General features: G+C 61.4%; 25 protein-coding genes and 1 tRNA gene. 20 read left to right on the forward strand and 6 right to left on the reverse strand.

Features of this window, described 5'->3' with window-relative positions; all coding sequences use genetic code 11:
- The first annotated feature begins 72 nt into the window (after window positions 1–72).
- Complete coding sequence (locus tag G9C89_RS07330) at window positions 73–1,473, forward strand: sodium-dependent transporter (RefSeq protein WP_172146879.1); 1,401 nt, start codon at window positions 73–75, stop codon at window positions 1,471–1,473.
- Between the two features lie 511 nt (window positions 1,474–1,984).
- Here G9C89_RS07330 and G9C89_RS07335 read toward each other — a convergent pair.
- Window positions 1,985–2,464 carry a GNAT family N-acetyltransferase gene (locus G9C89_RS07335; protein ID WP_256674134.1) on the reverse strand — a complete coding sequence of 160 codons (480 nt, stop codon included), beginning with the start codon at window positions 2,462–2,464 and terminating at the stop codon, window positions 1,985–1,987.
- Window positions 2,465–2,585: 121 nt separating this feature from the next.
- Here G9C89_RS07335 and G9C89_RS07340 point away from each other — a divergent pair.
- From G9C89_RS07340 to G9C89_RS07350, 3 genes are all read left to right on the forward strand, one after another.
- Window positions 2,586–2,660, forward strand: a tRNA-Arg gene (locus G9C89_RS07340).
- Window positions 2,661–2,946: 286 nt separating this feature from the next.
- A complete protein-coding gene (locus G9C89_RS07345; protein ID WP_172146883.1) occupies window positions 2,947–4,158 on the forward strand; it encodes an aldose 1-epimerase family protein in 1,212 nt (403 codons plus the stop codon).
- A gap of 147 nt (window positions 4,159–4,305) precedes the next feature.
- Complete coding sequence (locus G9C89_RS07350; protein WP_172146885.1) at window positions 4,306–4,953, forward strand: YceH family protein; 648 nt, start codon at window positions 4,306–4,308, stop codon at window positions 4,951–4,953.
- A gap of 96 nt (window positions 4,954–5,049) precedes the next feature.
- Here the strand turns inward: G9C89_RS07350 and G9C89_RS07355 are convergent, their stop codons facing one another.
- A complete protein-coding gene (locus G9C89_RS07355) occupies window positions 5,050–5,523 on the reverse strand; it encodes a phage infection protein (protein WP_172146887.1) in 474 nt (157 codons plus the stop codon).
- 443 nt (window positions 5,524–5,966) lie between these two features.
- Between G9C89_RS07355 and G9C89_RS07360 the strand changes: the two genes are divergently transcribed.
- The 4 genes from G9C89_RS07360 (at window position 5,967) to G9C89_RS07375 (ending at window position 10,086) form a co-directional block, all read left to right on the forward strand.
- A complete protein-coding gene (locus G9C89_RS07360; protein ID WP_172147516.1) occupies window positions 5,967–7,208 on the forward strand; it encodes a glutamine synthetase family protein in 1,242 nt (413 codons plus the stop codon).
- 252 nt (window positions 7,209–7,460) lie between these two features.
- Entirely contained in the window at window positions 7,461–8,783 is a 1,323-nt protein-coding gene (locus G9C89_RS07365) for an MFS transporter (protein WP_172146889.1), read from the forward strand.
- Complete coding sequence (locus tag G9C89_RS07370; RefSeq protein WP_172146891.1) at window positions 8,783–9,472, forward strand: TIGR04283 family arsenosugar biosynthesis glycosyltransferase; 690 nt, start codon at window positions 8,783–8,785, stop codon at window positions 9,470–9,472. The genes G9C89_RS07365 and G9C89_RS07370 overlap by 1 nt, the downstream gene beginning before the upstream one ends.
- Window positions 9,469–10,086 carry a TIGR04282 family arsenosugar biosynthesis glycosyltransferase gene (locus G9C89_RS07375; protein WP_172146909.1) on the forward strand — a complete coding sequence of 206 codons (618 nt, stop codon included), beginning with the start codon at window positions 9,469–9,471 and terminating at the stop codon, window positions 10,084–10,086. Before G9C89_RS07370 ends, G9C89_RS07375 begins: the two co-directional genes overlap by 4 nt.
- A gap of 164 nt (window positions 10,087–10,250) precedes the next feature.
- Here G9C89_RS07375 and G9C89_RS07380 read toward each other — a convergent pair whose 3' ends face one another.
- The 4 genes from G9C89_RS07380 to flgA form a co-directional block, all read right to left on the reverse strand.
- Entirely contained in the window at window positions 10,251–10,958 is a 708-nt protein-coding gene (locus tag G9C89_RS07380; RefSeq protein WP_172147517.1) for a flagellar brake protein, read from the reverse strand.
- A 126-nt stretch (window positions 10,959–11,084) separates the two neighbouring features.
- Window positions 11,085–11,552 (reverse strand): flagella synthesis protein FlgN, encoded by a 468-nt coding sequence (locus G9C89_RS07385; protein ID WP_172146912.1) that lies wholly within the window; start codon window positions 11,550–11,552, stop codon window positions 11,085–11,087.
- Between the two features lie 219 nt (window positions 11,553–11,771).
- The gene (flgM, locus tag G9C89_RS07390) at window positions 11,772–12,113 is read right to left on the reverse strand and encodes a flagellar biosynthesis anti-sigma factor FlgM (protein ID WP_172146933.1); all 342 of its coding nucleotides are present in this window, start codon (window positions 12,111–12,113) and stop codon (window positions 11,772–11,774) included.
- 167 nt (window positions 12,114–12,280) lie between these two features.
- Window positions 12,281–13,063 carry a flagellar basal body P-ring formation chaperone FlgA gene (flgA, locus tag G9C89_RS07395; RefSeq protein ID WP_172147518.1) on the reverse strand — a complete coding sequence of 261 codons (783 nt, stop codon included), beginning with the start codon at window positions 13,061–13,063 and terminating at the stop codon, window positions 12,281–12,283.
- A 76-nt stretch (window positions 13,064–13,139) separates the two neighbouring features.
- Here flgA and G9C89_RS07400 point away from each other — a divergent pair, with 76 nt between their 5' ends.
- The 12 genes from G9C89_RS07400 (at window position 13,140) to flgK (ending at window position 25,519) form a co-directional block, all read left to right on the forward strand.
- Entirely contained in the window at window positions 13,140–14,075 is a 936-nt protein-coding gene (locus tag G9C89_RS07400) for a chemotaxis protein CheV (RefSeq protein ID WP_172146936.1), read from the forward strand.
- Window positions 14,076–14,283: 208 nt separating this feature from the next.
- Window positions 14,284–15,111 (forward strand): protein-glutamate O-methyltransferase CheR, encoded by an 828-nt coding sequence (gene cheR, locus G9C89_RS07405; protein WP_172147519.1) that lies wholly within the window; start codon window positions 14,284–14,286, stop codon window positions 15,109–15,111.
- A 346-nt stretch (window positions 15,112–15,457) separates the two neighbouring features.
- Entirely contained in the window at window positions 15,458–15,865 is a 408-nt protein-coding gene (gene flgB, locus G9C89_RS07410; RefSeq protein WP_172146937.1) for a flagellar basal body rod protein FlgB, read from the forward strand.
- 14 nt (window positions 15,866–15,879) lie between these two features.
- Complete coding sequence (gene flgC, locus G9C89_RS07415) at window positions 15,880–16,323, forward strand: flagellar basal body rod protein FlgC (protein WP_172146938.1); 444 nt, start codon at window positions 15,880–15,882, stop codon at window positions 16,321–16,323.
- A gap of 21 nt (window positions 16,324–16,344) precedes the next feature.
- The gene (flgD, locus tag G9C89_RS07420; RefSeq protein ID WP_172146939.1) at window positions 16,345–17,010 is read left to right on the forward strand and encodes a flagellar hook assembly protein FlgD; all 666 of its coding nucleotides are present in this window, start codon (window positions 16,345–16,347) and stop codon (window positions 17,008–17,010) included.
- A 44-nt stretch (window positions 17,011–17,054) separates the two neighbouring features.
- Complete coding sequence (locus G9C89_RS07425) at window positions 17,055–18,458, forward strand: flagellar hook protein FlgE (RefSeq protein WP_172146940.1); 1,404 nt, start codon at window positions 17,055–17,057, stop codon at window positions 18,456–18,458.
- Between the two features lie 406 nt (window positions 18,459–18,864).
- The gene (locus G9C89_RS07430; protein WP_172146941.1) at window positions 18,865–19,605 is read left to right on the forward strand and encodes a flagellar basal body rod protein FlgF; all 741 of its coding nucleotides are present in this window, start codon (window positions 18,865–18,867) and stop codon (window positions 19,603–19,605) included.
- A gap of 46 nt (window positions 19,606–19,651) precedes the next feature.
- A complete protein-coding gene (gene flgG / locus G9C89_RS07435) occupies window positions 19,652–20,437 on the forward strand; it encodes a flagellar basal-body rod protein FlgG (protein ID WP_079201391.1) in 786 nt (261 codons plus the stop codon).
- Between the two features lie 61 nt (window positions 20,438–20,498).
- Entirely contained in the window at window positions 20,499–21,194 is a 696-nt protein-coding gene (gene flgH, locus G9C89_RS07440) for a flagellar basal body L-ring protein FlgH (protein ID WP_172146942.1), read from the forward strand.
- 5 nt (window positions 21,195–21,199) lie between these two features.
- Window positions 21,200–22,306 carry a flagellar basal body P-ring protein FlgI gene (locus tag G9C89_RS07445; protein ID WP_390623782.1) on the forward strand — a complete coding sequence of 369 codons (1,107 nt, stop codon included), beginning with the start codon at window positions 21,200–21,202 and terminating at the stop codon, window positions 22,304–22,306.
- Window positions 22,307–22,319: 13 nt separating this feature from the next.
- Window positions 22,320–23,492, forward strand: a complete 1,173-nt coding sequence (flgJ, locus tag G9C89_RS07450; RefSeq protein ID WP_172146947.1) for a flagellar assembly peptidoglycan hydrolase FlgJ — start codon at window positions 22,320–22,322, stop codon at window positions 23,490–23,492.
- An 8-nt stretch (window positions 23,493–23,500) separates the two neighbouring features.
- Complete coding sequence (gene flgK, locus G9C89_RS07455) at window positions 23,501–25,519, forward strand: flagellar hook-associated protein FlgK (RefSeq protein ID WP_172146949.1); 2,019 nt, start codon at window positions 23,501–23,503, stop codon at window positions 25,517–25,519.
- Window positions 25,520–25,570: the final 51 nt, after the last annotated feature.

Below are 25,570 nucleotides of genomic sequence, written 5' to 3' on the forward strand. Positions count from 1 at the left end.
ACGCAAGAGACCGCTAACGGCACGAACAAGGTTTTCCGTATTTCCACCACAACAACAAGAGGGCAAGCCCCAATGAGTCAAGACAGCATCGTCGCCGGCGCCAGTGCCGGCCCCATCAGCAGTGCAGCGGCGCGCGGCCTGTGGTCGTCGCGCTGGGTATTCTTCCTCGCCGCCACCGGTTCGGCGGTGGGCCTGGGCAATATCTGGAAATTCCCCTATATCACCGGGCAGAACGGCGGCGGTGCCTTCGTCCTGGTCTACCTGGCCTGTATCCTGGCCATCGGCATTCCGCTGTTGATGGCCGAGGTGATGATCGGCCGCCGTGGTCGCGCCAACCCCGAGGGCGCCTTCGCCGCCGTGGCCCGCAAGGCGGGTGCCAGTCGCCATTGGCGCTGGCTGGGCACGCTGGCGGTGCTCACCGGGTTCCTCATCCTCAGCTTCTACGCGGTGGTGGCCGGCTGGGCCTTGGCCTATGCGCCGGCGGCGGCCATAGGCAGTTTCGCCGGGTTGGACGGCGAGAGCAGCGGTGCATTGTTCGGCGCCATGCTCGGCGATCCCTGGAAGCTGGCCGGTTACGCCACCCTGGTGTTGCTGCTGACCCTGGGCATCGTCGCCCTGGGCGTACGCGAAGGCCTGGAGCGCGCACTGCGCTTCATGATGCCGGGGCTGTTCGTGCTGCTGCTGATCCTGGTGGGCTATGCCGCCACCACCGGGCATTTCCTCGAGGCCGCGCACTTCCTGTTCGACGCCGACTTCAGCAAGCTCAGCACCCAGGGCGTGCTGGTAGCCCTGGGGCACGCCTTCTTCACCCTCAGCCTGGCCAGCGGCGCGATGATGGTCTACGGCTCCTACCTGCCGGCCGGCATTTCCATCGTCCAGACCTCATTGATGGTGGCCCTGGCCGACACCGCGGTGGCCTTGCTCGCCGGGCTGGCGATCTTCCCGCTGGTATTCGCCAACGGCCTGGAGCCGGGAGCAGGGCCCGGGTTGATCTTCGTCACCCTGCCGATCGCCTTCGGCCAGATGCCGTTCGGCCAGGTGGTCGGCGGGCTATTCTTCATCATGCTGGCGCTGGCCGCGCTGACATCGGCGATCTCGCTGAGCGAGCCGACCATCGCCTGGCTCGGCGAAAAATTTGCCATCGGTAGGTTCAAGGCGGTGCTGTTGAGCGGCCTGGCGCTGTGGCTGCTGAGTCTGGGCACGGTGTTTTCGTTCAACCTCTGGGCGGACTTCACCCTGTTCGGCAAGACCTTCTTCGACAGCCTGGACTACCTGACCACCAACCTGATGATGCCGCTCGGCGGGCTGGGGACGGTGCTGTTCACCGGCTGGGCGTTGAGCCGCACGACCGTGCAGGAAGCCTTGGGCATCGGTCAGCCGCAGCTGTTCAAACTGTGGTGGCAGCTGCTGCGCTGGGTCACACCGGTAGGCATTCTGGTGGTGTTCCTGCACACATTGGGGCTGTTCGCATAAGCGTTAGCCGTCCGGGATTGCGTCTGGCGCGGGGTGGACAACGCGGAGCTTGTCCACCCTCGGTGCTTTGGCAGGCCCGTCACATATTCGCGCACAAGTCCCCTCCCAGAAGAACACCGCGATCCCCGTAAGAGACCCCGCCCCGTCTTCGACGCTGCGCTGTCGAGCAGCAAACTGTGTGCTCAAGGATCAAGACCGTAGGATGGGTTAGGCGCCCACAAATTGACCTGCTGCCAGCAGAATAACCGCGCCGTAACCCATCATGGATTTCAGCCACGACAACCGGATACAGGTATAAATCGCTCGATGGGTATCGCTGCGCTCAACGCCATCCTACGGGCGAGTTGCGCCGGCATTTACAGTACGGAGGGGTTAGGCGCGGCCCGACCCATCCACGGTTACCGGCTCCTACAAGACTTCGTACTGATTTAATTTATATATAAAACAACGAGTTATTTTTAGTTTGATAAGAGGGGCATTGACCGCGAAAGGCCATGTCGAGACACCTGCCTCAGTCCAGTGTCAGGGCCAGGCTGATGCCGTGAGGCTTGAAGCCCAGCCCGCGATAGAAACGATGGGCCGCCTCGCGGCTCTGGTTGCTCGACAGCGCCAGCTTGTAACAGCCCCAAGCGCGGGCGCGCTCGACGGCCTTGTCGATCAAGGCCTGGCCGATACCCAGGCCGCGGGCGTCGGCATCCACGACCACGTCCTCGAGAATCGCCGAGCGGGCGAAGTTGTGCGCCAGGTGTTCGATCAGGTTGAGCGTGCAGGTGCCGAGCAGCTTGCCGTCGCGCTCGGCCACCAGTACGACCTGGTTTACCGCTGACTCGTTCAGGCGCAGGGCCAGCAGTTTTGCGTCGGGACCTGCTTCGTCCGGCGCCAGTTGCTGCAATAGCACGCTCAGCGCCTGGGCGTCGCCGGAGCAGGCGGCGCGCAGGGTCAGGTGGGTAAATGGGGAATCTGGCACATGCCTGGATGCTGGCTGGGTCATGGCGATCTCCTGGGTGGCCGATTTAGAGTATGGCCGCGGGTTGATGGCAGTGACATGACAAATCCATCGAGGCTGGTTAACATGCGGCCCGGTCGGCAGCATTGCCGAGCAGAGTTACCGAGTCCCCTTAGTTCAAGGGATAGAACAAGCCCCTCCTAAGGGCTAGATGCTGGTTCGATTCCAGCAGGGGACGCCATATAAAAAGGCTTGCGCATGGCGTAAGCCTTTTTTCGTTTCTGCCAGCCAGCCGTCAGCTTGCCCGGGCTGCGGCACTGCTCTTCGGCCATGCGGGCGTTGTGGTTGCCCGCATGGGGTGTGCCGCTTCGTCGATGGGCAAGGGTACGAGCGGTTTCTCCAGGGCGCATTTCGCGCAGTTTTCATCTTTTTTTTTCGACGTTGGTCGGTTCCCGGTTGTTTTTACTTGTTTGCTGAAACGATTCAGCTAGATTCAACCGACACCCAATAACAACAAAGGATTTCCCATGACCCGTTTGCAGCTTCTCTGTGGCCTCGGCATCTGCCTGACCACCTCCGTCCAGGCCTGGGAGCAGGTGTTGATCGACCAGGACACGCCCGCGCAGAATTGGCGCGTTACCAGCGAAGAGCTCGGCATCAAGGCCTCCCCTGCGTTTTCTGTGAGCCTGCGCACCTTGCACGGCGGTCGTCAGGAAGGCGTCAGCCTGATCGAGATCGACAATGGCACGATGAAGATGACGGTCATCCCCACCCGTGGCATGAACGTGCTTCAGGCGGTGGCCGGTGACGTGCGCCTGGGCTGGGATTCTCCGGTGGAGGAGGTGGTCAACCCGGCCTTCATCGAACTCAGTGGCCGCGGTGGACTGGGCTGGCTGGAGGGCTTCAATGAACTGGTCACCCGCTGCGGCTACGAGTGGGTCGGTCATCCCGGCATGGACAATGGCGAGCTGCTTACGCTGCACGGCCGCGCCGCGAATATCCCGGCATCTCGAGTGGTGCTGCAGATCGACGAAAAGCCGCCCTACGCGATCCGCCTGCGTGGTGACCTGCAGGAGAAAGCCTTCAAGAAGGTCGATTTCTCGATCGTCACGGAACTCACCACAACACCCGGCCGCGCTGGTTTCTCGCTGCACGATACGCTGACCAACAATGGCGACTACCCCAAGGAATACCAGGCGCTGTACCACACCAACTTCGGCACGCCGCTGCTGGAGCAGGGCGCCAAGTTCGTCGCACCGGTGAAACAGGTCTCGCCGTTCAACGCAAAGGCCAAGGTTGACCTGGGCGACTGGCAGGCCTATCGCGGTCCGACCGCCGACTACGACGAAACCGTCTACAACGTGGTGCCCTACGCCGACGCCAAGGGCGAAACCCTGGCCATGTTGCACAACCGTGCCGGTGAGCTGGGTATCGCGGTCGGCTTCAACACCGCCGAGCTGCCGGTGTTCTCGCTGTGGAAGAACACCGATACCGAGAAACAGGGCTATGTCACCGGGCTGGAGCCGGGAACCAGCTTTTCCTACAATCGCCGCTACCAGCGTCCGCTGGGCCTGGTCCCGACCATCGAGCCCGGCCAGCAGCGACATTTCCACGTCGACTACGAGCTGCTCGCCGACCGCGCCGCCGTGGATGATGCGCGCAAGCGCATCGAAGCCATCCAGGCCGGGCGGGCAACCGAAGTGCGCGAGCAGCCCTTGGTGGATCTCGACAAGGAGTGAGAGGCTGTGAAAAAGCACGCGACTACTGCGGCTGCTCTGGTCGGCTAACGCCTGTTGCCTGACTGGCATCGGAATCTGGCGCTAGCCATGTCAACCCGGCGCCAGTCGAGCTAGGCTATCGGCACGTCCGAGCCATAGAGAATTGTCATGACCAGCGAAACCACAGCCCCGCCCATCGATGTGCCGCTGACGACCGCCGAAGCTCGAATTCTGGGTTGCCTGGTCGAGAAGCAGGCGACCACTCCAGAGGTTTACCCGCTGACCCTGAATGCCCTGGTGCTGGCCTGCAACCAGAAGACCAGCCGCGAACCCTTGATGAACCTCACGGCCGGACAGGTCGGCCAGGGTTTGCGCAGCCTGGAGGGGCGCGGCCTGGCGCGTCTGGTGATGGGCAGTCGCGCCGATCGCTGGGAGCATCGCGCGGACAAGGCACTGGAACTGGTGGCGGCCCAGGTCGTACTGATCGGTCTGTTGCTGTTGCGCGGGCCGCAAACGGTCAACGAGTTGCTGACGCGCAGCAGCCGCATGTATGCGTTCGAGGATGCCGAACAGCTGCAGCACAATCTGGAGCGCTTGATCACCCGTGGCTTGCTCTGTCAGTTGCCGCGTCAGGCCGGGCAGCGCGAGGATCGTTATATGCACCTGCTCGGCGATCCAGTCGATCTCCAGGCCATCATGGACGCCCGCGCGAGCCACGTCGAACGTCCGGCCGGCAGTGCATACGATGAGAGTCGGCTGGATGCCCTGGAAGCACGGGTGGCCGAATTGGAAGAACGCCTGGCGCGCCTGGAGTAGGGCGGGGAGAGTAGAAACAGCAAAGGCGCCGGATAGGGCGCCTTTTTGTTTTTGCATGCACGGGTTGAGGTGATCAGCCCGTTCCGCGGGTGGATATTAGCCTATGCGGTTGACCCTGGTGCGGTCGGCGCCGTCGGCGGCAATGCGGTTGACGCCGGTGCGATCGGCTCCATCTTCCGCAATGCGGTTGACGCCGGTGCGATCGGCTCCATCTTCCGCAATGCGGTTGACGCCGGTGCGATCGGCACCGTCTGCGGCAATGCGGTTGACGCCGGTGCGGTCGGCTCCATCTTCGGCAATGCGGTTGATGCCGGTGCGGTCGGCGCCGTCTGCAGCAATGCGGTTGATGCCGGTGCGATCGGCGCCATCGGCGGCAATGCGGTTGATCCCGGTGCGATCGGCACCGTCTTCGGCAAAGCGGTTGACGCCGGTGCGGTCAGCGCCGTCTGCGGCGAAGGTGCTGCCGGCATTAACTCCGTCGGACTGGGGTTGCGGGGCGCTTTGTGGCAGGGCAAAGGCGCTAACGGACAAACTGGCCAGGATCAGGCTGGTAAGAATTTGCTTTTTCATCTTCAGGCTCCTCGTGGGGGCGGTAAGTGGCTACGGAGCCCATATTACGGATGAAAAATAGATGAAGAAGTGCAGCTCAGGCATGGTAATAATCGATGTTGTTGATAGTAGGCTTTGAGCCTTTTATTTCGGGCGTTTCAGAGGATTTTTCGGGTTGTTAAGAGGGCTTTGAGAGGCTTTTGTTTCGCGATTGATATTATCTAATTATTAGATGTTTATATCTGCAGGCTACTTTCAAGCAACAACGGGTAGGCCGCCTGCTTGAAATTATGCACGGTCGGTGCGTATTTTGTACGCATCGCCGTTTGAATACGGCCTCTGCGCAACAAGGACAGGAACAGATGAACACCGTTAGCCGCAGTGCACTGGAAGAACTTTTGCGCGGCGTCGATGAGATCGAGTGCGTGACCCCGGATCTGAACGGCGTGCCGCGGGGCAAGGTGATGACCGCCGCGGGTTTCCTCGAAGGCCGGCGCTTGCAGCTGGCTCGTGGCGTGCTGCTGCAATGCATCATGGGTGGTTACCCGCCGCCACGTTTCTACGGCAGCGACGACGGCGATCTGGCGCTGAATGCCGAGCCGACCCAGATCCACCGCCTGCCCTGGAGTGATATGCCGCGCGCGCTGGCGATCTGCGACGCGGATGAGCTGGATGGCCGTAGCTCGGGCCTGTCCACCCGCGCGTTGCTCAAGCAGGTGGTGGCGAACTATGCCGCTCACGGTTGGCAGCCGGTGGTGGCAACCGAGTTGGAGTTCTTCGTGTTTGCGCCGAACCCTGATCCGCAGCAAGCGTTTCAGCCGCCAGCCGGCCTGGACGGTCGGCGCGAGGAGGGTGGCAGTGCTTTCAGCATCAGCTCGAATAACGGCCTGCGGCCGTTCTTCAGCGAGGTGTATCGGTGCATGGCCGCATTAGGCTTGCCGCGCGATACCTTTATGCACGAGATGGGCGTCAGTCAGTTCGAGATCAATCTGCTGCATGGTGACCCCGTGCAGCTGGCCGACCAGACCTTGCTGTTCAAGCATCTGCTCAAGGAGGTCGCCCTCAAGCACGGGCTGACAGTGGTGTGCATGGCCAAGCCTTCGGCGCATACCCCGGGCAGTTCCATGCATATCCACCAGAGCGTGGTCGAGCAGGGCAGCGGACGAAACATCTTCAGCGCCGCGGATGGCCAGGCGACGCCGGCCTTCTATCACTTTATCGCCGGCCAGCAAGCGGCGCTGGCGGATTTCACCCTGCTGTTCGCCCCGCACGTGAACTCCTACCAGCGGCTCTGTCATCCTTTTGCCTCGCCGAACAATGCTTGCTGGTCGGAAGACAATCGCGCCGCGGGCCTGCGTATTCCGGCCAGCGCGCCGCTGGCGCGGCGCGTGGAAAACCGCCTGCCGGGCGCCGATGCCAACCCCTATCTGGCACTGGCGGCCAGCCTGGCTGCCGGCCTGCACGGTCTTGAGCAGCAGTTGCAGCCGAGTGCGCCGGTGCAGGGTGAGTTCGAGGTGCCGGCTAACTTGACGCTACCCTGTACCATGCATGCCGCCATTGAGCGTCTGAAAAACAGTCGACTGGCGGTAGAACTGTTCGGCAAGGAATTCATCGAAGGCTACATCGCCAGCAAGACCCTGGAATTGAGCAGTTACCTCGACGAGATCACGCCCTGGGAGCGGCGCATTCTTGCCGGCCCGGCATAGCTGGCGGTTGCAAGATTACCCGCGTTGCCAGCATTGCGTTGCAACCAGACAAGTTGCCCCTGCATGCACAAAGAATCAACGCCTGGTCGGCGAGTCCGCTTGATGCGGCCAGGCACGTGCTTACGTGCATCGCGTTTCGGCTTCACCCCTGTGCTCTATGCTTCAGTCATTTATTCATTTGTTGCGGCCATCGCGGCCGCGCCGTTCGCCTCGAGCGGTTCAGTCGTCAATCAAGGAGTTATTCGCAGAGTCATGCGCCTTATCTGGAAGTCTTTTCGTTCGCTGTATTTCGCCACCCTGTTGATGTTGCTGGGGTCGGGTCTGTTGAGTACCTACCTGGCGTTGCGTTTGGCTGAAACGGTGGATGGTCTATGGGTGGGGGCCTTGATGGCGGCCAACTATATTGGCCTGGTGCTGGGCGGCAAACTGGGGCATCGACTGATCGGCCGGGTCGGGCATATTCGCGCTTATGTGGCCTGTGCCGGGGTTGTCACGGCCGCCGTGCTGGGCCACGGCTTGACCGACTGGCTACCGGCCTGGCTGTTATTGCGCATGCTGGTGGGCTTGGCCATGATGTGCCAATACATGGTGATCGAGAGCTGGCTCAACGAACAGGCGGATACCAGTCAGCGCGGCCAGGTGTTTTCCGGATATATGGGCGCCTCCTACCTGGGGTTGATCCTCGGTCAGTTGGTGTTGGTAGTTCATCCGGCCCTCGGTCTCGAACTGCTGATGCTGGTGGCGCTGTGCTTTGCCCTGTGCCTGGTGCCGGTGGCGTTGACTCACAGGTTGCACCCGGCGCCCATGCATCCGGCACCGCTGGAGTTGCACTTCTTCATCAAGCGAGTGCCTTTGTCGCTGACCACCATTGCCGTTGCCGGTCTGCTGATCGGGGCCTTCTATGGTTTGGCGCCGCTGTATGCGACCCGCATGGGCTTGTCTACCGAGCAGGTCGGTCTCTTCATGGGTAGCTGCATTTTTGCCGGTCTGCTGGTGCAGTGGCCGCTCGGCTGGTTGTCGGATCGTTGCGATCGGGCCGCGTTGATCCGCGGCTGTGCGGTGTTGTTGGCCCTGGCGGCATTGCCTCTGGCATTGATGCCCGAGGCGGACTTGTGGGTATTGCTCGGTGTCGGTTTCGTCATCGGGTTGTTGCAGTTCAGTCTCTACCCCCTGGCCGTGGCCTTTGCCAACGACCACGTCGAGGGCGAGCGGCGTGTTTCACTGACTGCCATGCTGCTGGTGACCTTCGGTGTTGGGGCCAGTATCGGCCCACTGCTGGCCGGTGTGTTGATGCGCTTCTGGGGCGCCAACATGCTCTATGCCTTCGTCTTCTGCTCGGCCTTGATCCTGATCTGGCGGGTGCGCCCGGATAACATCAGCCACCTGCATCAGGTCGACGATGCCCCGCTGCACCACGTCGCGATGCCGGACAACATGACCAGTTCGCCCCTGGTTGCCGCCCTTGATCCGCGGGTCGACGAACAGGTCGTGCAGGATCAGATGCTGGATGGCGACGCCGCCGACATGGCCGCCGCCGGAGCGGTTGATCCCGTCGAGCCGATGTCGAAGTCGTGATGCCGTTACTCAGCGTGATCATCCCGGCGCGCAATGAGGCGGCGGCCCTACCTCTGTTGCTGGCGGATCTGGCGCCGTTGCGTGCGGCTGGAGCGCAGCTGATTGTGGTGGATGGCGGCAGCTGCGATGCAACCTGTGCGTTGGCCGCGGAGCAGGCCGACCAGGTGCTCGAGACCAGTGCGGGGCGCGCCCTGCAAATGAATGCCGGCGCCGCGGTCGCGGCGGCTGACTATCTGTGGTTCGTGCATGCCGATACCCGGGTCAGTGCCGCGGCCATCCAGCGATTGCTTGCCGTGTTGGCGGAGCGGCCGATCTGGGGGCGTTTCGATGTACGTTTGTCGGGCAGTGGCCTGGCTCTACGCCTGATCGGTACGATGATCAATCTACGCTCGCGGTTGACCGGTGTGGCGACGGGCGACCAGGGAATCTTCGTCGCCCGTGAGTCGTTCGAGGCGCTGGGTGGTTACGCGGACATCCCCTTGATGGAAGACATCGAGCTCAGCGGGCGCCTGAAAAAGCGGGCGCGGCCGCGTTGCTTGCGTCCTCCGCTGTCAACTTCAAGCAGACGCTGGGAGCAAGATGGCATTTGGCGTACTGTGTTGTTCATGTGGCGTCTGCGGCTGGCCTACTATTGTGGCGCCAGCCCGGATCAGTTGGCGCGGCAGTATCACCGAGGGCCACCGCTATGAAACTGGCTATTTCTTTGCACATGCTGGCGCGTGCACCTGTGCCTGGGCAGGTGAAGACCAGGCTGATTCCTATTCTGGGCGAAGAGGGTGCGTGCGACCTGCAGCGGTTATTGCTCGAGCGGGCCTTGCGGCTTCCGGCGCAAGGGTTCACTCAGCGGTTTTTGTGGTTGGACGACAGTCCGGATGCGCAGCTGCAGGCACTCGCCGATCAGTTGAACTGGACGCTGGTCGAGCAGCCCGCCGGCGACTTGGGCGAGCGCATGCGACGCATAGCGACCCTGGGGCTGGCGGGAAGCGACGCCGTGGTGTTGATCGGCAACGATTGCCCGGCGCTGGACGGCGAATACCTCAGTGGTGCTTGCGAGGCATTGCACGGCCAGCCTGTAGTGCTGGGGCCGGCCGAGGATGGTGGTTATGTCCTGATCGGCTTGCGCTGCGTAGACCCCATGCTGTTTCACGACATGCCCTGGGGAACCGATCAGGTATTGAGCATGACCTGCGAGCGTCTGCAGCAGTTGGATTGGCATCATCAGCTATTGCCGGTGTTGTGGGATGTCGATCGCCCGGAAGACCTGCCGCGCCTGGCGGCGCTGGGCATCCGGGTCGAAGTCTGAGCGTAGGCAGGGCGATATCCATTCCATTGACACAGCCCGGTATGCCGTTTGGCGCCGCTATCCTGCGTTGTCAGCCCTGCAGTCATCCGACATTTCAGGGGAGACGCAACCCTGGCAGCCTGTCGGACTTTCCCACGCTGTGGACGGACAAGTCCGACAGGCTACTAGAACAAGCCGTCGCTGTCGAAGCGGCGTGCCTCGCGCTGCAGTTGGTAGACGAAGCGCTCGACCTGGCGTTGCTCCAGGCCGTTCATGCGGTGGAAGCGTACGCCGGCAAAGGTCGTGTCGAGTTTCTCTTCATACTGCACATGGCGCAGTTCCACGGCGGTGGTCATCGCGCCGAAGGGCAGTTGAGCGGTAAAGCTCTCGTAAACCTGGCCAGAGTGCAGGCTGCTGGCAACATTGCCCGGCAAGCGCAATTTGCAGCCGGTGGCGGAAATATCCAGCAGTTGTCCCGTTATGGGGCTGCGCAACTTGGCGCCGGCCAGCTCGATCTTGACCTGGTCGGTTTGCTTGAGTGACGCTCTGTAGGCATTGCGGCGCTGGTGGTAATGCACTTCTTCAGGCATCGGACTGAAGTAGCAGCGTGCCCCCTGGTGTTGGTCTATCTGTACCGGCTGCAGGCACTCCCAGGCTACGCGCACGCCTTCATGGAAGGCTTCGATGCGAAATGATTCGCCGTTTTGCAGAAAGCGTTCGGCATCGTTGGGGATCATCTCGTCGAGAATCAGGCGATTCTTGTCGCGGTCGACTTCGATCAGGTAACTCTGAAACCGCTGGTTGCGTTCGTGGAAGGTGATAACCAAGGGGTCGTGGTGCTGTTGCAGTTGACGCAGATTGGCCACGATTTCCACAGGGGCCTTGAGCACCATCGGTGGTTGCGGGCCATCGTCCTCGATAAAGGGGTTGGACACGGTCCAGAACTCTCCAGGCAGATACGGTCGCACTAGGGTGCTGGCATTATGACAGCATTTTTCCTGTGCCTTGTTATTAAGTGTTCAGGCCTGACTGAGCGGGCGCTGCTGGCCGATTCTAGCGGTACTGCCGCGGCTGTCATAGAGGTTGGGGGTTTCTCCTCCACGGAGAATGCCGAGCATGCTGCTGGTCGAGGCCTGGCTGGAGCGAATCAAGCGGCCGTTACGCAGATTGGCCGCTTGGCAGCGTTCGAGCAGCCTGTGCAGTTGGTCGCCGCGCTCGAGCAGTGCCGGGCCTTGGCTGGAACGTTCGGCAAGGGCTTGCAGGCCTGCGCGGTCGGCGCTCAGCTGCAGGCCGAGCAACAGTTGGCTGCGTGCCTGGGCGTGTTGGTCGAGTTGCGCCAGCAGCGGTTGCTTCTTTTCCAGAATGCTTTGCAAGCGAGCCAGGTCGCGCTCGCCGAGGGCCTGGAATTCGTCATCGATCAGCGCGAGCAATTGCTCGGTGCTGCCGATATCGTCGTTGAACAGCTCAAGCAGGGTAATGTCGTGCATCGCAGGCTCTCAGATGTTAGCGGACCGTAGCAGCGCTACTGCGCTGTAAGGCTAACATCCCTGCGCTGCCTTTAGCCGGCTGTTGAAAAACTACCTGCGTGGGCGATACTGCGTTAATAATGGCCTCAAAATGCTCATTTACAGCAGTAAACTCCGCTTTTTCGGCCATTTTTGCCTTGTCTCGCCTGCCTCGCCTACGTTTTTCAACGGCCTGCTAGACTAGCGCTGGGATTCGAAGTCGAGCAGTTTGCTGGCAACGCGCTGGCTGTCGACTTGGTAACTGCCGTCAAGGATCGCTTGTTTGAGCTGGGCAACCCGCTCTTTATTGACGGTCGGTTGTTCAGCCAGTTTTTCGCTGACTTTTTGCAGCTGTTGCGCTTCGCGACTGAGCTGCACCGACTCTCCGCTCTTGTTGGCGTCTGCCTGCTGGGCTGGAGCCGCTGCCGGGCTGGTCGATTTTTCGCTGATGGCTTCAGTCTTGCCACCAGACTGAGCACCGCCCGCACGCCCTGAGTTAGCAGGGGTGGTGGCATTGTTTAGCCGGTTGAAGTCGATGACCATGATGCAAAACCTCGAACAGTATTTGGACGCTTGCCTAGTTTCTCGGCCGTGTCTGCAGAAACTTTAGAAAAATAAAGTGTGTTTCAAGCAACAGTTTAAACACAGCGCGGCTAATCGTCAGCCAGCCTGTTTGGCAAGCGCCTGTCCGAGGCCGAGCGAAGTCGTGCCTACATGGCCACTTCAACCTGTCCTGGCCCCATTACCCGTGCTTTGACGATTCGTTTCGAGCGCTGGTTGCGCACGCTGATCTGTTTGCCGATGGCCCCGTCCGACAGGGCTTCGCCTGGCATGCGCACGCTCATGTTGCCGCTGCGTGCGCTGATCACCACCTGATCGCCTTTACGGATGACCTCGGCTTGCTCGACATGCGCCGGCGCCAATACCTGATCCGGCTGTAGCGGGCGCGTCAGTTTTTTGCCGACCGCCTGCTTGAGGCTGGTCAGGTAGCCTTGATTGAGCAGGCCCACATCACGTTCCACCAGGCTCACATCCAGATCGCTCAGCACAGCCTCGCGCTTGAGCGGGCGGATGGCGGTGACCACGTCACGGTACAGCCTGACCTGCCCGGGAACGAAAACCGTCCAGGGTGAGCTGCCATCACAGCGTACCCGCATGGTGACCCGGCCAATTGGCTGGGCTGGGCTTTCCAGGGTAATCGTCAATTCCTTGTCGCACAGCGGAAGGCGCAAGCGTGGATCGAGACGGTTGATTTCAACCTCATGGCGCCCCTGGATTTCGCTGCGCTGCAGGTAATCGGCGACCGCCAGCTCAAGAAAGCTGTGGCTCGCGCCGATAAGCTGTTCAGGCAAGGTTACCGAGGCAGGTGCCACGGGGCTGTAGCCGAGCGCGAGCAAAGCAGGTAAAACTGCCAGCCAATAGCGGCCTTTTGCCGGCAGGTATCGATACCTGCTTCGATAGGCATGTCGAAAAGTTGTCGTTTCTGCGTTCATGCAGAGTGAGTAGCAAGGCGCGTGCCGCCTGCTACGCTCAGCGCTGATGTGCGCACTCAAACAGAGGGGTTTGGGCATGGCCGGTGTAATGGATTCGGTTAACCAGCGCACGCAATTGGTTGGGCAGAATCGTCTGGAGCTGCTGCTGTTCCGCCTTGATGGCGGGCAGCTTTATGGGATCAACGTCTTCAAGGTGAAGGAGGTGCTGCAATGCCCCAAACTCACCATCATGCCCAGATCCAGTCCGGTCGTGCGGGGCGTCGCGAGCATTCGGGGTGGCACCATTCCCATCCTCGATCTGTCCATGGCGACGGGGCGGCCGCCGTTGCAGGATCTGAAGAACAGCTTCGTCATCATTACCGAATACAACACCAAGGTTCAGGGCTTCCTGGTGCATTCGGTCGAGCGCATCGTCAACATGAACTGGGAGGAGATCCATCCGCCACCCAAGGGTGCGGGGCGTGATCACTACCTTACTGCGGTGACGCGTCTGGACAAGGAGTTGGTGGAGATTCTCGATGTGGAGAAAATCCTCGCCGAGGTGGCGCCGACGTCCGAGGTGATTTCTGCCGGTGTGGTCGATGCCGAAACCCAGAGCAAGGCACTCAGCAAGCATGTACTGATAGTCGATGACTCATCGGTGGCTCGCAAGCAGGTGATTCGCTGCCTGCAAACCGTGGGGGTCGAGGTCACGGCGCTGAACGATGGTCGGCAAGCCCTGGATTACCTGCGCAACATGGCAGACGAGGGCAGGCGCCCCGACCAGGAGCTGCTGATGCTGATTTCCGATATCGAGATGCCGGAAATGGACGGCTATACCCTGACCGCAGAGATCCGCAGCGATGTGCGCATGCAGAAATTGCACATCCTCCTGCATACTTCGCTTTCCGGGGTATTCAATCAGGCCATGGTGAAGAAGGTCGGTGCCAATGACTTTCTCCCCAAGTTTCGTCCCGATGATCTGGCGGCGCGGGTGGTCGCACGCATCAATGAGGTCGATCAGACCCTGTGAGGGCCGGGCGAATGCCGGTTGGGTTTGTCTCGCGCAAGCAGAACTGCAGGCTGTGCCGTTTACCGGGCTTGGTTTTTTTCAAGCGTAAATGAGTTGTTGAACCTGTTTTTAACGCCGTATCTCCGAATGCCGCAGTTGTGTTTCGGCCTGACGATAGGGCAGCGGGTGCATCTTTCAGTGCAACACTTTGATTGGCGAGGCCTGGCTAGTGTCTTCAGGTAATTTGGATTTTGAGCAGTTCCGGACGTTTCTGGAAAAGGCCTGTGGCATTTTGCTGGGGAGCAATAAGCAGTACCTGGTATCCAGCCGACTGAACAAGTTGCAGGAACAGCACGGGATCAAGACCCTGGGGGAATTGGTGCAGCGCATGCAAAGCCAGCCGCGTAGCGGTTTGCGTGAGCAGGTGGTGGATGCCATGACCACCAATGAAACCCTGTGGTTTCGTGATACCTATCCCTTCGAGGTGCTGAAGAACCGGGTCCTGCCCGAGATTATCAAGGCCAATCCGGGGCAGCGTCTGCGCATCTGGTCGGCGGCCTGTTCTTCGGGGCAGGAGCCGTACTCCCTGTCGATGAGTATCGACGAGTTCGAAAAAACCAATATCGGCCAGCTCAAGTCGGGTGTGCAGATTGTTGCCACCGATCTTTCGCCATCGATGTTGGCCAATTGCAAATCCGGTGAGTACGACAGCCTGGCTATGGGCCGGGGCCTGTCGCAAGAGCGCTTGCAGCGTTATTTCGATCCGAAAGCGCCTGGACGTTGGGTGGTCAAGCCGGCGATCAAGAGTCGCGTCGAGTTTCGTCCGCTGAACCTGATGGACAGTTATGCCAGCCTGGGCAAGTTCGACATCGTGTTTTGCCGCAACGTGCTGATCTATTTTTCCGCCGACATGAAGAAAGACATCCTCACGCGCATTCATGCCATGTTGAAGCCGGGTGGCTATTTGTTCCTCGGCGCATCGGAGGCACTCAACGGCCTGCCGGATCGTTATCAGATGGTGCAATGCAGCCCGGGGATCATCTACAAGGTGAAGTGAGCCGGTTGCGCTAACAGGGAGGCACTATATAAAGAAGCGGGAGGCCAGTGGCCTCCCGTTTTTGTTGGTGCCGGCGAAATGGCCGAGCAACAGTATCGCAGGCATGGAACTGGGCGTCCCCCCCTCCTACAGAAGCGCGGTCCAGTTTGAGAACTGGGGGCGGCAAAGCGCCGGGCCTATTGCCGCTTTGTTTGCCAATGGGCGGAAAAGCCTTGCCACTTGGCCGTTGTTGTAGTGCTTGAATTATCTCAAGTTATTGAAAAATAACGAATAAATTAAATGGCATAACCTTTGCTAAGTGTCTTGTACGCAAAACAGGCAAGCCCAACGGCAAAGGTTCCTGACCATGAGCATCAGCTTCGACAGCGCACTCGGCATCCATGAAAAGGCACTCGGCTTTCGCGCCCAGCGTGCTGAGGTATTGGCCAGCAACATAGCCAATGCCGATACGCCCAACTACAAGGCGCGCGATCTGGATTTCGCTGCGGTGCTGGCCGAGCAGAGCGCCAATGCCCAGCGTGGTTCGGCCGGTCTAGCCCGCACCAACAACCGGCATATCGCCGCCGAGGGCGTGGCCATGGGCAGTGCCAGCCTGGCCTACCGCATTCCTTCGCATCCGTCGATCGACCAGAACACCGTCGACGTGCAGGTCGAGCAGTCCACCTACGCGGAAAACGCAGTGAACTTCCAAGCCAGCTTCACCTTTCTCAACAGCAAGTTCAAAGGGCTGGTCAGCGCCCTGCGCGGCGAATAAAGGAGCCTGATGCCATGTCACTCGCCAGTGTTTTCAATATCGCCGGAACCGGCATGAGTGCCCAGAGCACTCGTCTGAATACCATTTCCAGCAACATCGCCAATGCCGAGACGGTGTCGTCGAGCGTCGACCAGACCTATCGCGCGCGCCATCCGGTATTCGCCACCGTGTTCCAGCAGTCCACGGGCGATGGCAGCGGTTCGCTGTTCGCCGAGCAGGATCAGGCCGGCAGCGGCGTGCAGGTGCTGGGGATCGTCGAGGATCAGAGCAGCCTGGTGCCGCGCTACGAGCCGAACCATCCGGCGGCCGATGAAGGCGGCTATGTGTATTACCCCAACGTCAATGTGGTCGAGGAAATGGCCGACATGATTTCCGCCAGTCGGGCGTTCCAGACCAACGTCGAGATGATGAACACGGCCAAACAAATGTTGCAGCGCGTACTGACCCTGGGTCAGTAAGCCGCACGAAGGGGATACGGCATGAGCACGGTAAATGGCGTCAGTTCGGCACTCGATCAATACCAGATCAAGAGCGACACCACGGCCAATAAAGAATTGGGCAAGAACGAGTTTCTCAACTTGCTGGTGGCGCAACTGAATAACCAGAACCCCCTGGAGCCGCAGAGCAATGGCGAGTTCATTGCCCAGCTGGCGCAGTTCAGCCAGGTCGAAGGCATCGAGAAGCTCAATACCAGCATGGGTTCGCTGCTGTCCGGCTACCAGTCCTCCCAGGCGCTGCAGGCCTCATCCCTGGTCGGGCGCAAGGTGATCATCCCGACCGACAAGGCGGTGGTGGATACCAGCGAGAGCTTCAAGGCCAGCATGGTGCTGCCGACCAGCAGCAGCAACGTCTACGTCAATGTCTACGACAACGCGGGGACGGTGGTGAGCCGGATCAATATGGGTGAGCAGGCCGCCGGCAATGTCAGCTTCATCTGGGACGGCAAAGACGCCAGCGGCAATCAGTTGCCGCCCGGCACCTACAAGTTCGAGGCGCAGGCCACCTACGAAGGCGAGACCAAGGGGCTTTACACCATGCTCCCGGCCAACGTCGACAGTGTGGTGCTGGGCGGCAGCGAGTTGATGCTCAACCTGGCGGGGCTTGGCAGTGTGCCGCTCTCCCAGGTGCAGGTCATCGGTCAGTAATTTCAGGGTTTTAATCGCCGGCCATACCGGCAAAGGAGACTTCCATGGCGTTCAATATCGGTCTTAGCGGCCTGCGCGCTGCGACCAGCGATCTCAACGTGACCGGCAACAACATCGCCAACGCCGGTACGGCTGGCTTCAAGCAGTCGCGTGCGGAATTTTCCGATGTCTATGCGGCCTCGGTGAACGGTTCCGGCAAGAACGCGCAGGGTAGTGGCGTGCTGCTGAGCAATGTGTCGCAGCTGTTCAACCAGGGCAATGTCAACTACACGCAGAATTCCCTGGATCTGGCGATCAACGGCAACGGCTTCTTCCAGACCAGCAACAACGGCGAGGTCAGCTACACCCGTGCCGGCTATTTCGGTACCGACCGCGATGGCTTCATGGTCAATAACTTCGGCTACAAGCTGCAGGGCTATGCCGTCGATGGCAACGGCAACCTGCAGAATGGCGTGATCAGCGACCTGCGCATCGAGACCGCGAGCCAGGCACCGCGGTCAACCACGACACTGGATCAGACATTCAACCTGAACTCGACCAATACGGTGCCGACATCCTGGCAGGGCGCATATGACGCGTCGATTGCCGGTGCGCTCGATCCGCTGAACCCGACTGCCGCGGAAATCACCGCCGCCGAAGCGGCGGGCAACGCCACCTTCGATCCGGCCGATCCGACTACCTACAACTCCTCTACCTCGACCAACGTCTACGACACCCAGGGCAATGCCCATGTGCTCAGTCAGTACTTCGTCAAAACCGGTGCCAACGAGTGGCAGATGAATGTATTGGTCGATGGGCGCAATCCGGCTACCCCGACATCGACTACGCCCTACTCGATGGCAGTCGGCTTTACTGCCAGTGGCCAGCTGGATACCAGCAGCCTGACTTCCAGTGCGGCTTTCACCGTCGATGCCACCGGGCGCTTTACCTTGAACGACTGGGTGCCCGCCGCCTCGGATGGCGGGGAGCCGCCGGTGTGGTCGAGCAATGGCGCGGATGCCAACCCCACCGGTATTCTGGTCGATATGCGCAGTTCCACCCAGTTCTCCAGCTCCTTCGCGGTCAACAGCGTCAGTCAGGACGGCTACACCACCGGCCAACTGGCGGGTCTTGAAATAGACGACACCGGGGTGATTTTCGCCCGTTACACCAACGGTCAATCCAAGGTGCAGGGGCAGGTGATTCTGGCCAGCTTCGCCAACGTGCAGGGCCTGACCCCGGTGGGTAAGACGGCCTGGGTGCAGTCCTTCGCCTCTGGCGAGCCGGTGGTCGGTACGCCGCGCAGCGGCACCCTGGGCGCCTTGCAGTCCGGCGCCCTGGAAGACTCCAACGTCGAGCTGTCCGATCAACTGGTCAACCTGATCGTCGCCCAGCGCAACTACCAGGCCAACGCCAAGACCATCGAGACCGAAAGCTCGATTACCCAGACCATCATCAACCTGCGCTGATAAGGCGCGGCAGCAGGGTGCCACCGATTGATGCCACCGATTGATGGGTATCGCTGCGCTCAACGCCATCCTACGGTTCACTGCTCCATTAGCGTGATCAGGGCTTTTGTAGGATGTGGCGGGCCGCGTAGGCTTGAGCGCAGCGATACCCATCGGCGTTCATGCGGATCGCCACTCAATCCGCCTGATTGGCGCAGCGGCGGCAACTCTAGGCAGCAGGCAATGGCTTTGCCGCCGGCGGCAATAACTCGCCGACCTCCTCTTGAAAGGCTCCTCGCGGGGCCTTTTCTTTATTTTAAAATTAATATTTTTCAACAACTTATGATTGTCGTTCGAGGGTGGCACGACGTTTGCTCTATCACCTTATATAGAGCGGCGGGCGTCACGCCCACCTCGGAGGATAACCATGGACAAGATGCTGTACGTCTCCATGACTGGAGCCCACAACAACAGCCTGGCGCAGAGTGCCCACGCCAACAACCTGGCGAACATCTCGACCAATGGCTTTCGCCGCGACTTCGAGCAGGCGCGTTCGATGCAGGTCTTCGGCGACACGTTGCCGGCGCGGGTCTATGCCATGACCGAGCGCCCCGGTACCGACTTCACTCCCGGCACTCTGCAGGAAACCGGTCGCGACCTGGATGTGGCGATTGGCGGGCGCGGCTGGCTGGCGGTACAGGCGGCCGACGGCAGCGAAGCCTATGTGCGCACCGCCAGCCTGAATATTGACGCCCTTGGGGTGCTGCGTACCGGCAACGGTTTGCCGGTGATGGGCAATGGTGGGCCGATTGCCGTGCCGCCGGAGCAGAAGGTCGAGATCGGCCAGGACGGCACCATCAGCATTCGCGCCCTCGGCGAAGGCCCTAGCGTGCTGGCCGAGGTCGACCGGCTGAAGCTGGTCAATCCCGACTTGAAACAGATGGAGAAGGGCAGCGACGGCCTGATTCGCTTCAAGGGTAGCGAGCCGGTGCAGGCGGATGCCACGGTGCAGGTGACCTCCGGTTTCCTCGAATCGAGCAACGTCAACGCGGTGGAGGAGATGACCGCGATCCTCTCCCTGTCCCGCCAGTTCGAACTGCAAGTGAAGATGATGCGCACCGCCGAAGACAATGCGGCCGCTGTGGCGCGGGTTTTGCAAATTAGCTAATTACCAGCACGCAGCGCCTTGAAAATGGCGCTCGAGGAGAATCTATATGCTTCCGGCACTGTGGGTCAGCAAGACCGGTCTGTCCGCCCAGGACATGAACCTGACCACCATTTCCAACAACCTGGCCAACGTCTCGACCACGGGTTTCAAGCGCGACCGGGCCGAGTTCGAGGATCTGCTGTACCAGATCCGTCGCCAGCCAGGTGGCCAGTCCAGCCAGGACAGCCAGCTGCCGTCCGGTTTGCAGCTGGGTACCGGTGTGCGGGTGGTCGGCACGCAGAAGATCTTCACCGCCGGCAGCCTGCAAACCACCGAGCAACCCCTGGACATGGCGGTCAACGGCCGCGGTTTCTTCCAGGTGCTGATGCCGGATGGCACGGTGTCCTATACCCGTGATGGCAGCTTTCATCTCAATTCGGACGGCCAGGTCGTCACCTCCAACGGTTATGCCCTGGAGCCGGCGATCGTCCTGCCCAACGAAGTGCGCACCTTCACCGTCGGCGAAGACGGCACGGTGTCGGTGACCACCGACGGCAGTCCGCAGCCGCAGATCGTCGGCAATCTGCAGACCGCCGATTTCATCAATCCGGCGGGCCTGGAAGCGATCGGCAACAACCTGTTCCTGGAAACCGCTGCCAGCGGTGCGCCGCAGGTCGGCACCCCGGGTCTCAACGGTTTGGGCACCACCCTGCAGAACACCCTGGAAAACTCCAACGTCAGCGTGGTCGAGGAGTTGGTCAACATGATCACCACCCAGCGCGCCTACGAGATGAACTCGAAAGTCATCTCCACCGCCGACCAGATGCTGGCCTTCGTTTCGCAGAATCTTTAATCCCTGAGGGTGGGCATTAGCCCGACCCTGGTTTGAAATACAACGCCGTGAGGTAGTGGTAATGAACCGGCTGATACTTGTGCTCTCGATGCTTGCGCTAACCGCCCTTGGCGGTTGCGTGTCGCCGCCGCCGAAGCCCAACGACCCGTATTACGCGCCGGTACTGCCGCGCACGCCGCTGCCAGCCGCGCAGAACAGTGGGTCCATCTACCAGGCCGGCTTCGAGAACAACCTGTTCGATGACCGCAAGGCCTTCCGCGTCGGCGACATCATCACCATCACCCTCAACGAGCGTACCCAGGCCAGCAAGAATGCCGGCTCGCAGATCCAGAAGGACAGCAGCGCCGACATCGGCCTGACCTCGCTGTTCGGCGGCGCGGTATCGGCGGCCAACCCGTTTTCCGACAATCAGTTGTCGCTGGGCGCCGAGTACAGTGCCAGCCGCGATACCAAGGGCGATAGCCAGGCCGACCAGAGCAACAGCTTGAGTGGCTCGATCACCGTGACCGTGGCCGAGGTATTGCCCAACGGCATTCTGTCGGTGCGCGGCGAGAAGTGGATGACCCTCAACACCGGTGACGAACTGGTGCGCATCGCCGGGCTGGTGCGCGCCGACGATATCACCACGGACAATACCGTGGCCTCGACGCGGGTCGCCGATGCGCGCATCACCTACTCGGGCACCGGCGCCTTCGCCGACGCCAGTCAGCCGGGTTGGTTCGATCGTTTCTTCATCAGCCCGCTGTGGCCGTTTTGAACAGGATGACGCCGATGACCCGCTCCTACGTCTTGCTGCTGTGCATCCTGCTGTGCCTGCCGGCCCAGGCTGAGCGGCTCAAGGACCTGGCGAGCATCCAGGGCGTGCGCAGCAACCAGTTGATCGGCTACGGCCTGGTGGTCGGCCTCAATGGCAGCGGTGACCAGACCACCCAGACGCCGTTCACCGTGCAGACCTTCAACAACATGCTGGCGCAGTTCGGCATCAAGGTGCCGCCAGGCGGCAACGTGCAGCTGAAGAACGTCGCCGCGGTGTCCATCCATGCCGACTTGCCGGCGTTCGCCAGGCCGGGGCAGACCATCGACATCACCATTTCCTCCATCGGCAACGCCAAGAGCCTGCGCGGCGGCAGCCTGCTGATGGCGCCGCTCAAGGGTATCGACGGTAATGTCTACGCCATCGCCCAGGGCAATCTGGTGGTCGGAGGCTTCGATGCCGAAGGCGGCGATGGTTCGCGGATCACCGTCAACGTGCCCTCGGCCGGGCGCATTCCTGGCGGCGCAACCGTCGAGCGCTCGGTGCCTAGTGGTTTCGATCAGGGCAACAGCCTGACCCTCAACCTCAATCGTCCGGACTTCACCACGGCGAAGAACATCGTCGACCAGATCAACGACCTGCTCGGTCCGGGTGTCGCCCAGGCGCTCGACGGCGGTTCGATCCGCGTCAGTGCGCCGCTCGATGCGAATCAGCGGGTGGATTACCTGTCGATTCTGGAAAACCTTGAGGTCGAGGTCGGACAGGCGGTGGCCAAGATCATCATCAACTCACGCACCGGCACCATCGTCATCGGCCAGAACGTGCGTGTGCAGCCGGCGGCGGTGACCCACGGCAGTCTCACGGTCACCATCACCGAAGACCCCATCGTCAGCCAGCCGGAAGCCTTCTCCGGCGGCCAGACGGCGGTGGTGCCGCGCTCGCGGGTGGGCGCGGTCGAAGAGGCCAAGCCGATGTTCAAGTTCGGCCCCGGTACCACCCTGGATGAGATCGTCCGGGCGGTGAACCAGGTGGGCGCATCGCCCTCCGACCTGATGGCCATCCTGGAGGCGCTCAAGCAAGCCGGCGCCCTGCAGGCCGACCTGATCGTGATTTAAGGAGACTGCGGCGATGGATTCTCGACTCTCGGCCGGTTTGCTCGGCAGCGTCAACAGCAACAGCCCGCTGGACAGCGGCGCCTTCACCGACCTGAACCGGCTCAACCAGTTCAAGGTCGGTGGCGACAGCGAAAAGAACATTCGCAAGGTGGCGCAAGAGTTCGAGTCGCTGTTTCTCAATGAGATGCTCAAGGCCATGCGCTCGGCTAACGAAGTGTTCGCCGAAGGCAACTTCATGAACAGCAACGAGAGCAAGACCTACCAGGACATGCACGACCAGCAATTGTCGGTGACCCTATCGAACAACCAGAACGGCATCGGCCTGGCCGACGTGCTGGTGCGGCAAATGTCGAAGATCAAGGACGCCAGCAGTCGGCCCAATCCCTTCGCCCAGGTCGATCAGCCAGTGCCGAGTGCGCCGAGCAAGCCGTTGGCCAAGGTCGACAGCAGTCGCGACGACTCATCCCTGCTCAACCAGCGGCGCCTGTCGCTGCCGAGCAAACTCGGCGACCGGCTGATGGCGGGCATCGTGCCGACGGCCGGCGTGGCGGATGCACAGCCACTGGCGCAAAACGACTGGATCCCGGCCAGGACGTTTGCCGCTCCCGCCGACAAGGCCCTGAGCCTGAATGGCGCGGATGCCATCAGCGGCCGTCGCCTGGCCCAGGCGCCGGGCAAGGCGGCCTTCGCCTCGAAGGACGAATTCATCGCCGCCATGCTGCCGATGGCCGAGCAGGCCGCCGAGAAGATCGGCGTCGATGCCCGCTACCTGGTGGCCCAGGCCGCGCTGGAGACCGGTTGGGGCAAGTCGATCATCCGCCAGCAGGACGGCACCAGCAGCCACAACCTGTTCGGCATCAAGAGCCACAACAGCTGGGACGGCGAGTCGGCACGGGTGCTGACCACCGAATACCAGGGCGGCAAGGCGGTCAAGGAGGCGGCATCCTTCCGCGCCTACGACTCCTACGCCCACAGCTTCGAAGACTACGTGAGCTTTCTGCAGAGCAACGGCCGCTACGAAAAAGCGCTCAATGCCACGGAGAACCCCGAGCAGTTTGCCCGCGAGTTGCAGAAGGCCGGTTATGCCACTGACCCGCAGTACGCGCGCAAGGTGGCGCAGATCGCCCGGCAGATGTCGACCTATCAAACGATCGCGTCCAGCGACACAGCGCAGACCCGGGGATGAACTGAGCCATGGCTGACCTACTGAGTATTGGCCTGTCCGGGTTGTCGGTGAACAAGACGTCGCTGGCGGTCACCGGGCATAACATCAGCAACGTCAACACCCCGGGGTTTTCCCGCCAGGATGCGGTGCAGGCCACGCGCAACCCGCAGTTCAGCGGTGCCGGCTATATCGGCTCGGGCACCACCCTGGTGGATATCCGCCGCACCTACAGCGAGTTCCTGAGCACCCAGGTGCGCAGCAGCACCGCCCTCAGCTCCGACGTCGAGGCCTACCGAAGCCAGATCGAGCAGCTCGACTCGCTGCTGGCCGGCACCACCACCGGCATCACGCCCTCGCTGCAGAAGCTCTTCTCTTCCCTGCAGACGGCCGCCGAAGACCCGGCCAACATCCCGGCGCGGCAACTGGTGCTGTCCGAGGCGGAAGGCCTGGCCAGGCGCTTCAATACGGTGTCCGACCGGATCAGCGAACAGAACGAGTTCATCAACAAGCAGATGGTGGCCGTCAGCGACCAGGTCAATCGTCTGGCCACCTCGATCGCCAGCTACAACGATGCCATCGCCAAGGCGGCGGCGAACGGCCAGCAACCCAACGACCTGCTCGATGCACGCGAAGAGGCGATCCGCCAGCTGTCCACCTACGTTGGCGTGACCGTGGTGGCGCAGGATGACAACTCGCTCAACCTGTTCGTCGGCTCCGGCCAGCCGCTGGTGGTGGGCAGTACCACCAGCCGCCTGGAAGTCGGGCCAGGGCAGGGCGATCCGACGCGTTTCGAGGTGAACTTCGTCAGCGGCGGTTCGAGCCAGGGCATCACCTCCCTGCTCACCGGTGGCGAGCTGGGCGGGCTGATCCGCTACCGCGCCGAGACCCTGGACCCGACCCTCAACTCGCTGGGGCGACTGGCCCTGGCGGTCAGCGATCAAGTCAACACCCAGCTCGGCCAGGGCCTGGACCTGAAAGGCCAGGTGGGCACCGCGCTGTTCGGCGATTACAACGATACGGCGCTGGCTCAGCTGCGGGTGCGGGCGTTCTCGAGCAACACCAGCAACGTCCAGCCGGCGCTGAATATCACCGATACCAGCGTGCTCACCACCAGTGACTACCGCCTGGAATACGATGGCAGCAACTACAGCGCCCGGCGCTTGAGCGATGGCGCGGCTATCACCGTGAGTCCGAGCTCGCCAGGCGCTTATCCGGTGACCCTGACCTTTACCGATGCGGCAGGTCGCGACCAGGGTTTCGAACTGGCGCTCGATTCTGCCCCGGCGGCGGATGACAGGTTTTTGCTGCAACCGACCCGGCGGGGCGCCACGACCATCAGCGCCCAGTTGGATCAGCCCGATCAGTTGGCGTTTGCCGCGCCAGTGCGCTCCGCAGCCGACTTGCAGAATCACGGTAACGGTTCGATTTCCCAACCCGATTTGATTGCTGCGGGTACTAGTCCCATAGACTCTGCTGCTATTGCTGCGGCCTTGCCGATGGGTTTGATTTATGACGGCTCCGGCACTTTTGAAAACCCGCCAGGCACTCCGGTAGCCGGCTTGACCCGGGTGCCTGCCGGCGCGTTCGTATCTGGACAGGCAAATACCTATGAATTGGATCTGGGAGGGGGCAATGTTGTCAGCTTCTCCATCAGTGGTCGCCCGGAAAGTGGCGACACCTTCACCCTGGATTTAAACGCCAACGGCGTATCGGACAACCGCAACGCCCTGAAATTGGTCGATCTGCAGAACAAGCAGACCGTAGGCGTGGATCCGTCAGTGGGCATCAGTACCGGGGTCAGTTTCACCGATGGCTATGGCGATCTGGTCGAGCGGGTTGGCACCCTGACCGCCCAGGCCCGGCAGGACAGCGAGGCGACCGGCGCCATCCTCAAACAGGCGACCGATAACCGCGACTCGCTGTCCGCGGTCAACCTCGACGAAGAAGCCGCCAACCTGATCAAATTCGAGCAGTACTACAACGCCTCGGCCCAGGTCATTCAAGTTGCGCGCTCTTTGTTCGATACCCTGATCAATACCTTCAGGTAAAAGTCCCGGTGCGCGTGGCGCCCCATTGACGTGTAGGAGCCAGCTTGCTGG

It is taken from the genome of Pseudomonas tumuqii (genome assembly GCF_013184545.1).
Lineage (GTDB): Bacteria > Pseudomonadota > Gammaproteobacteria > Pseudomonadales > Pseudomonadaceae > Aquipseudomonas > Aquipseudomonas tumuqii.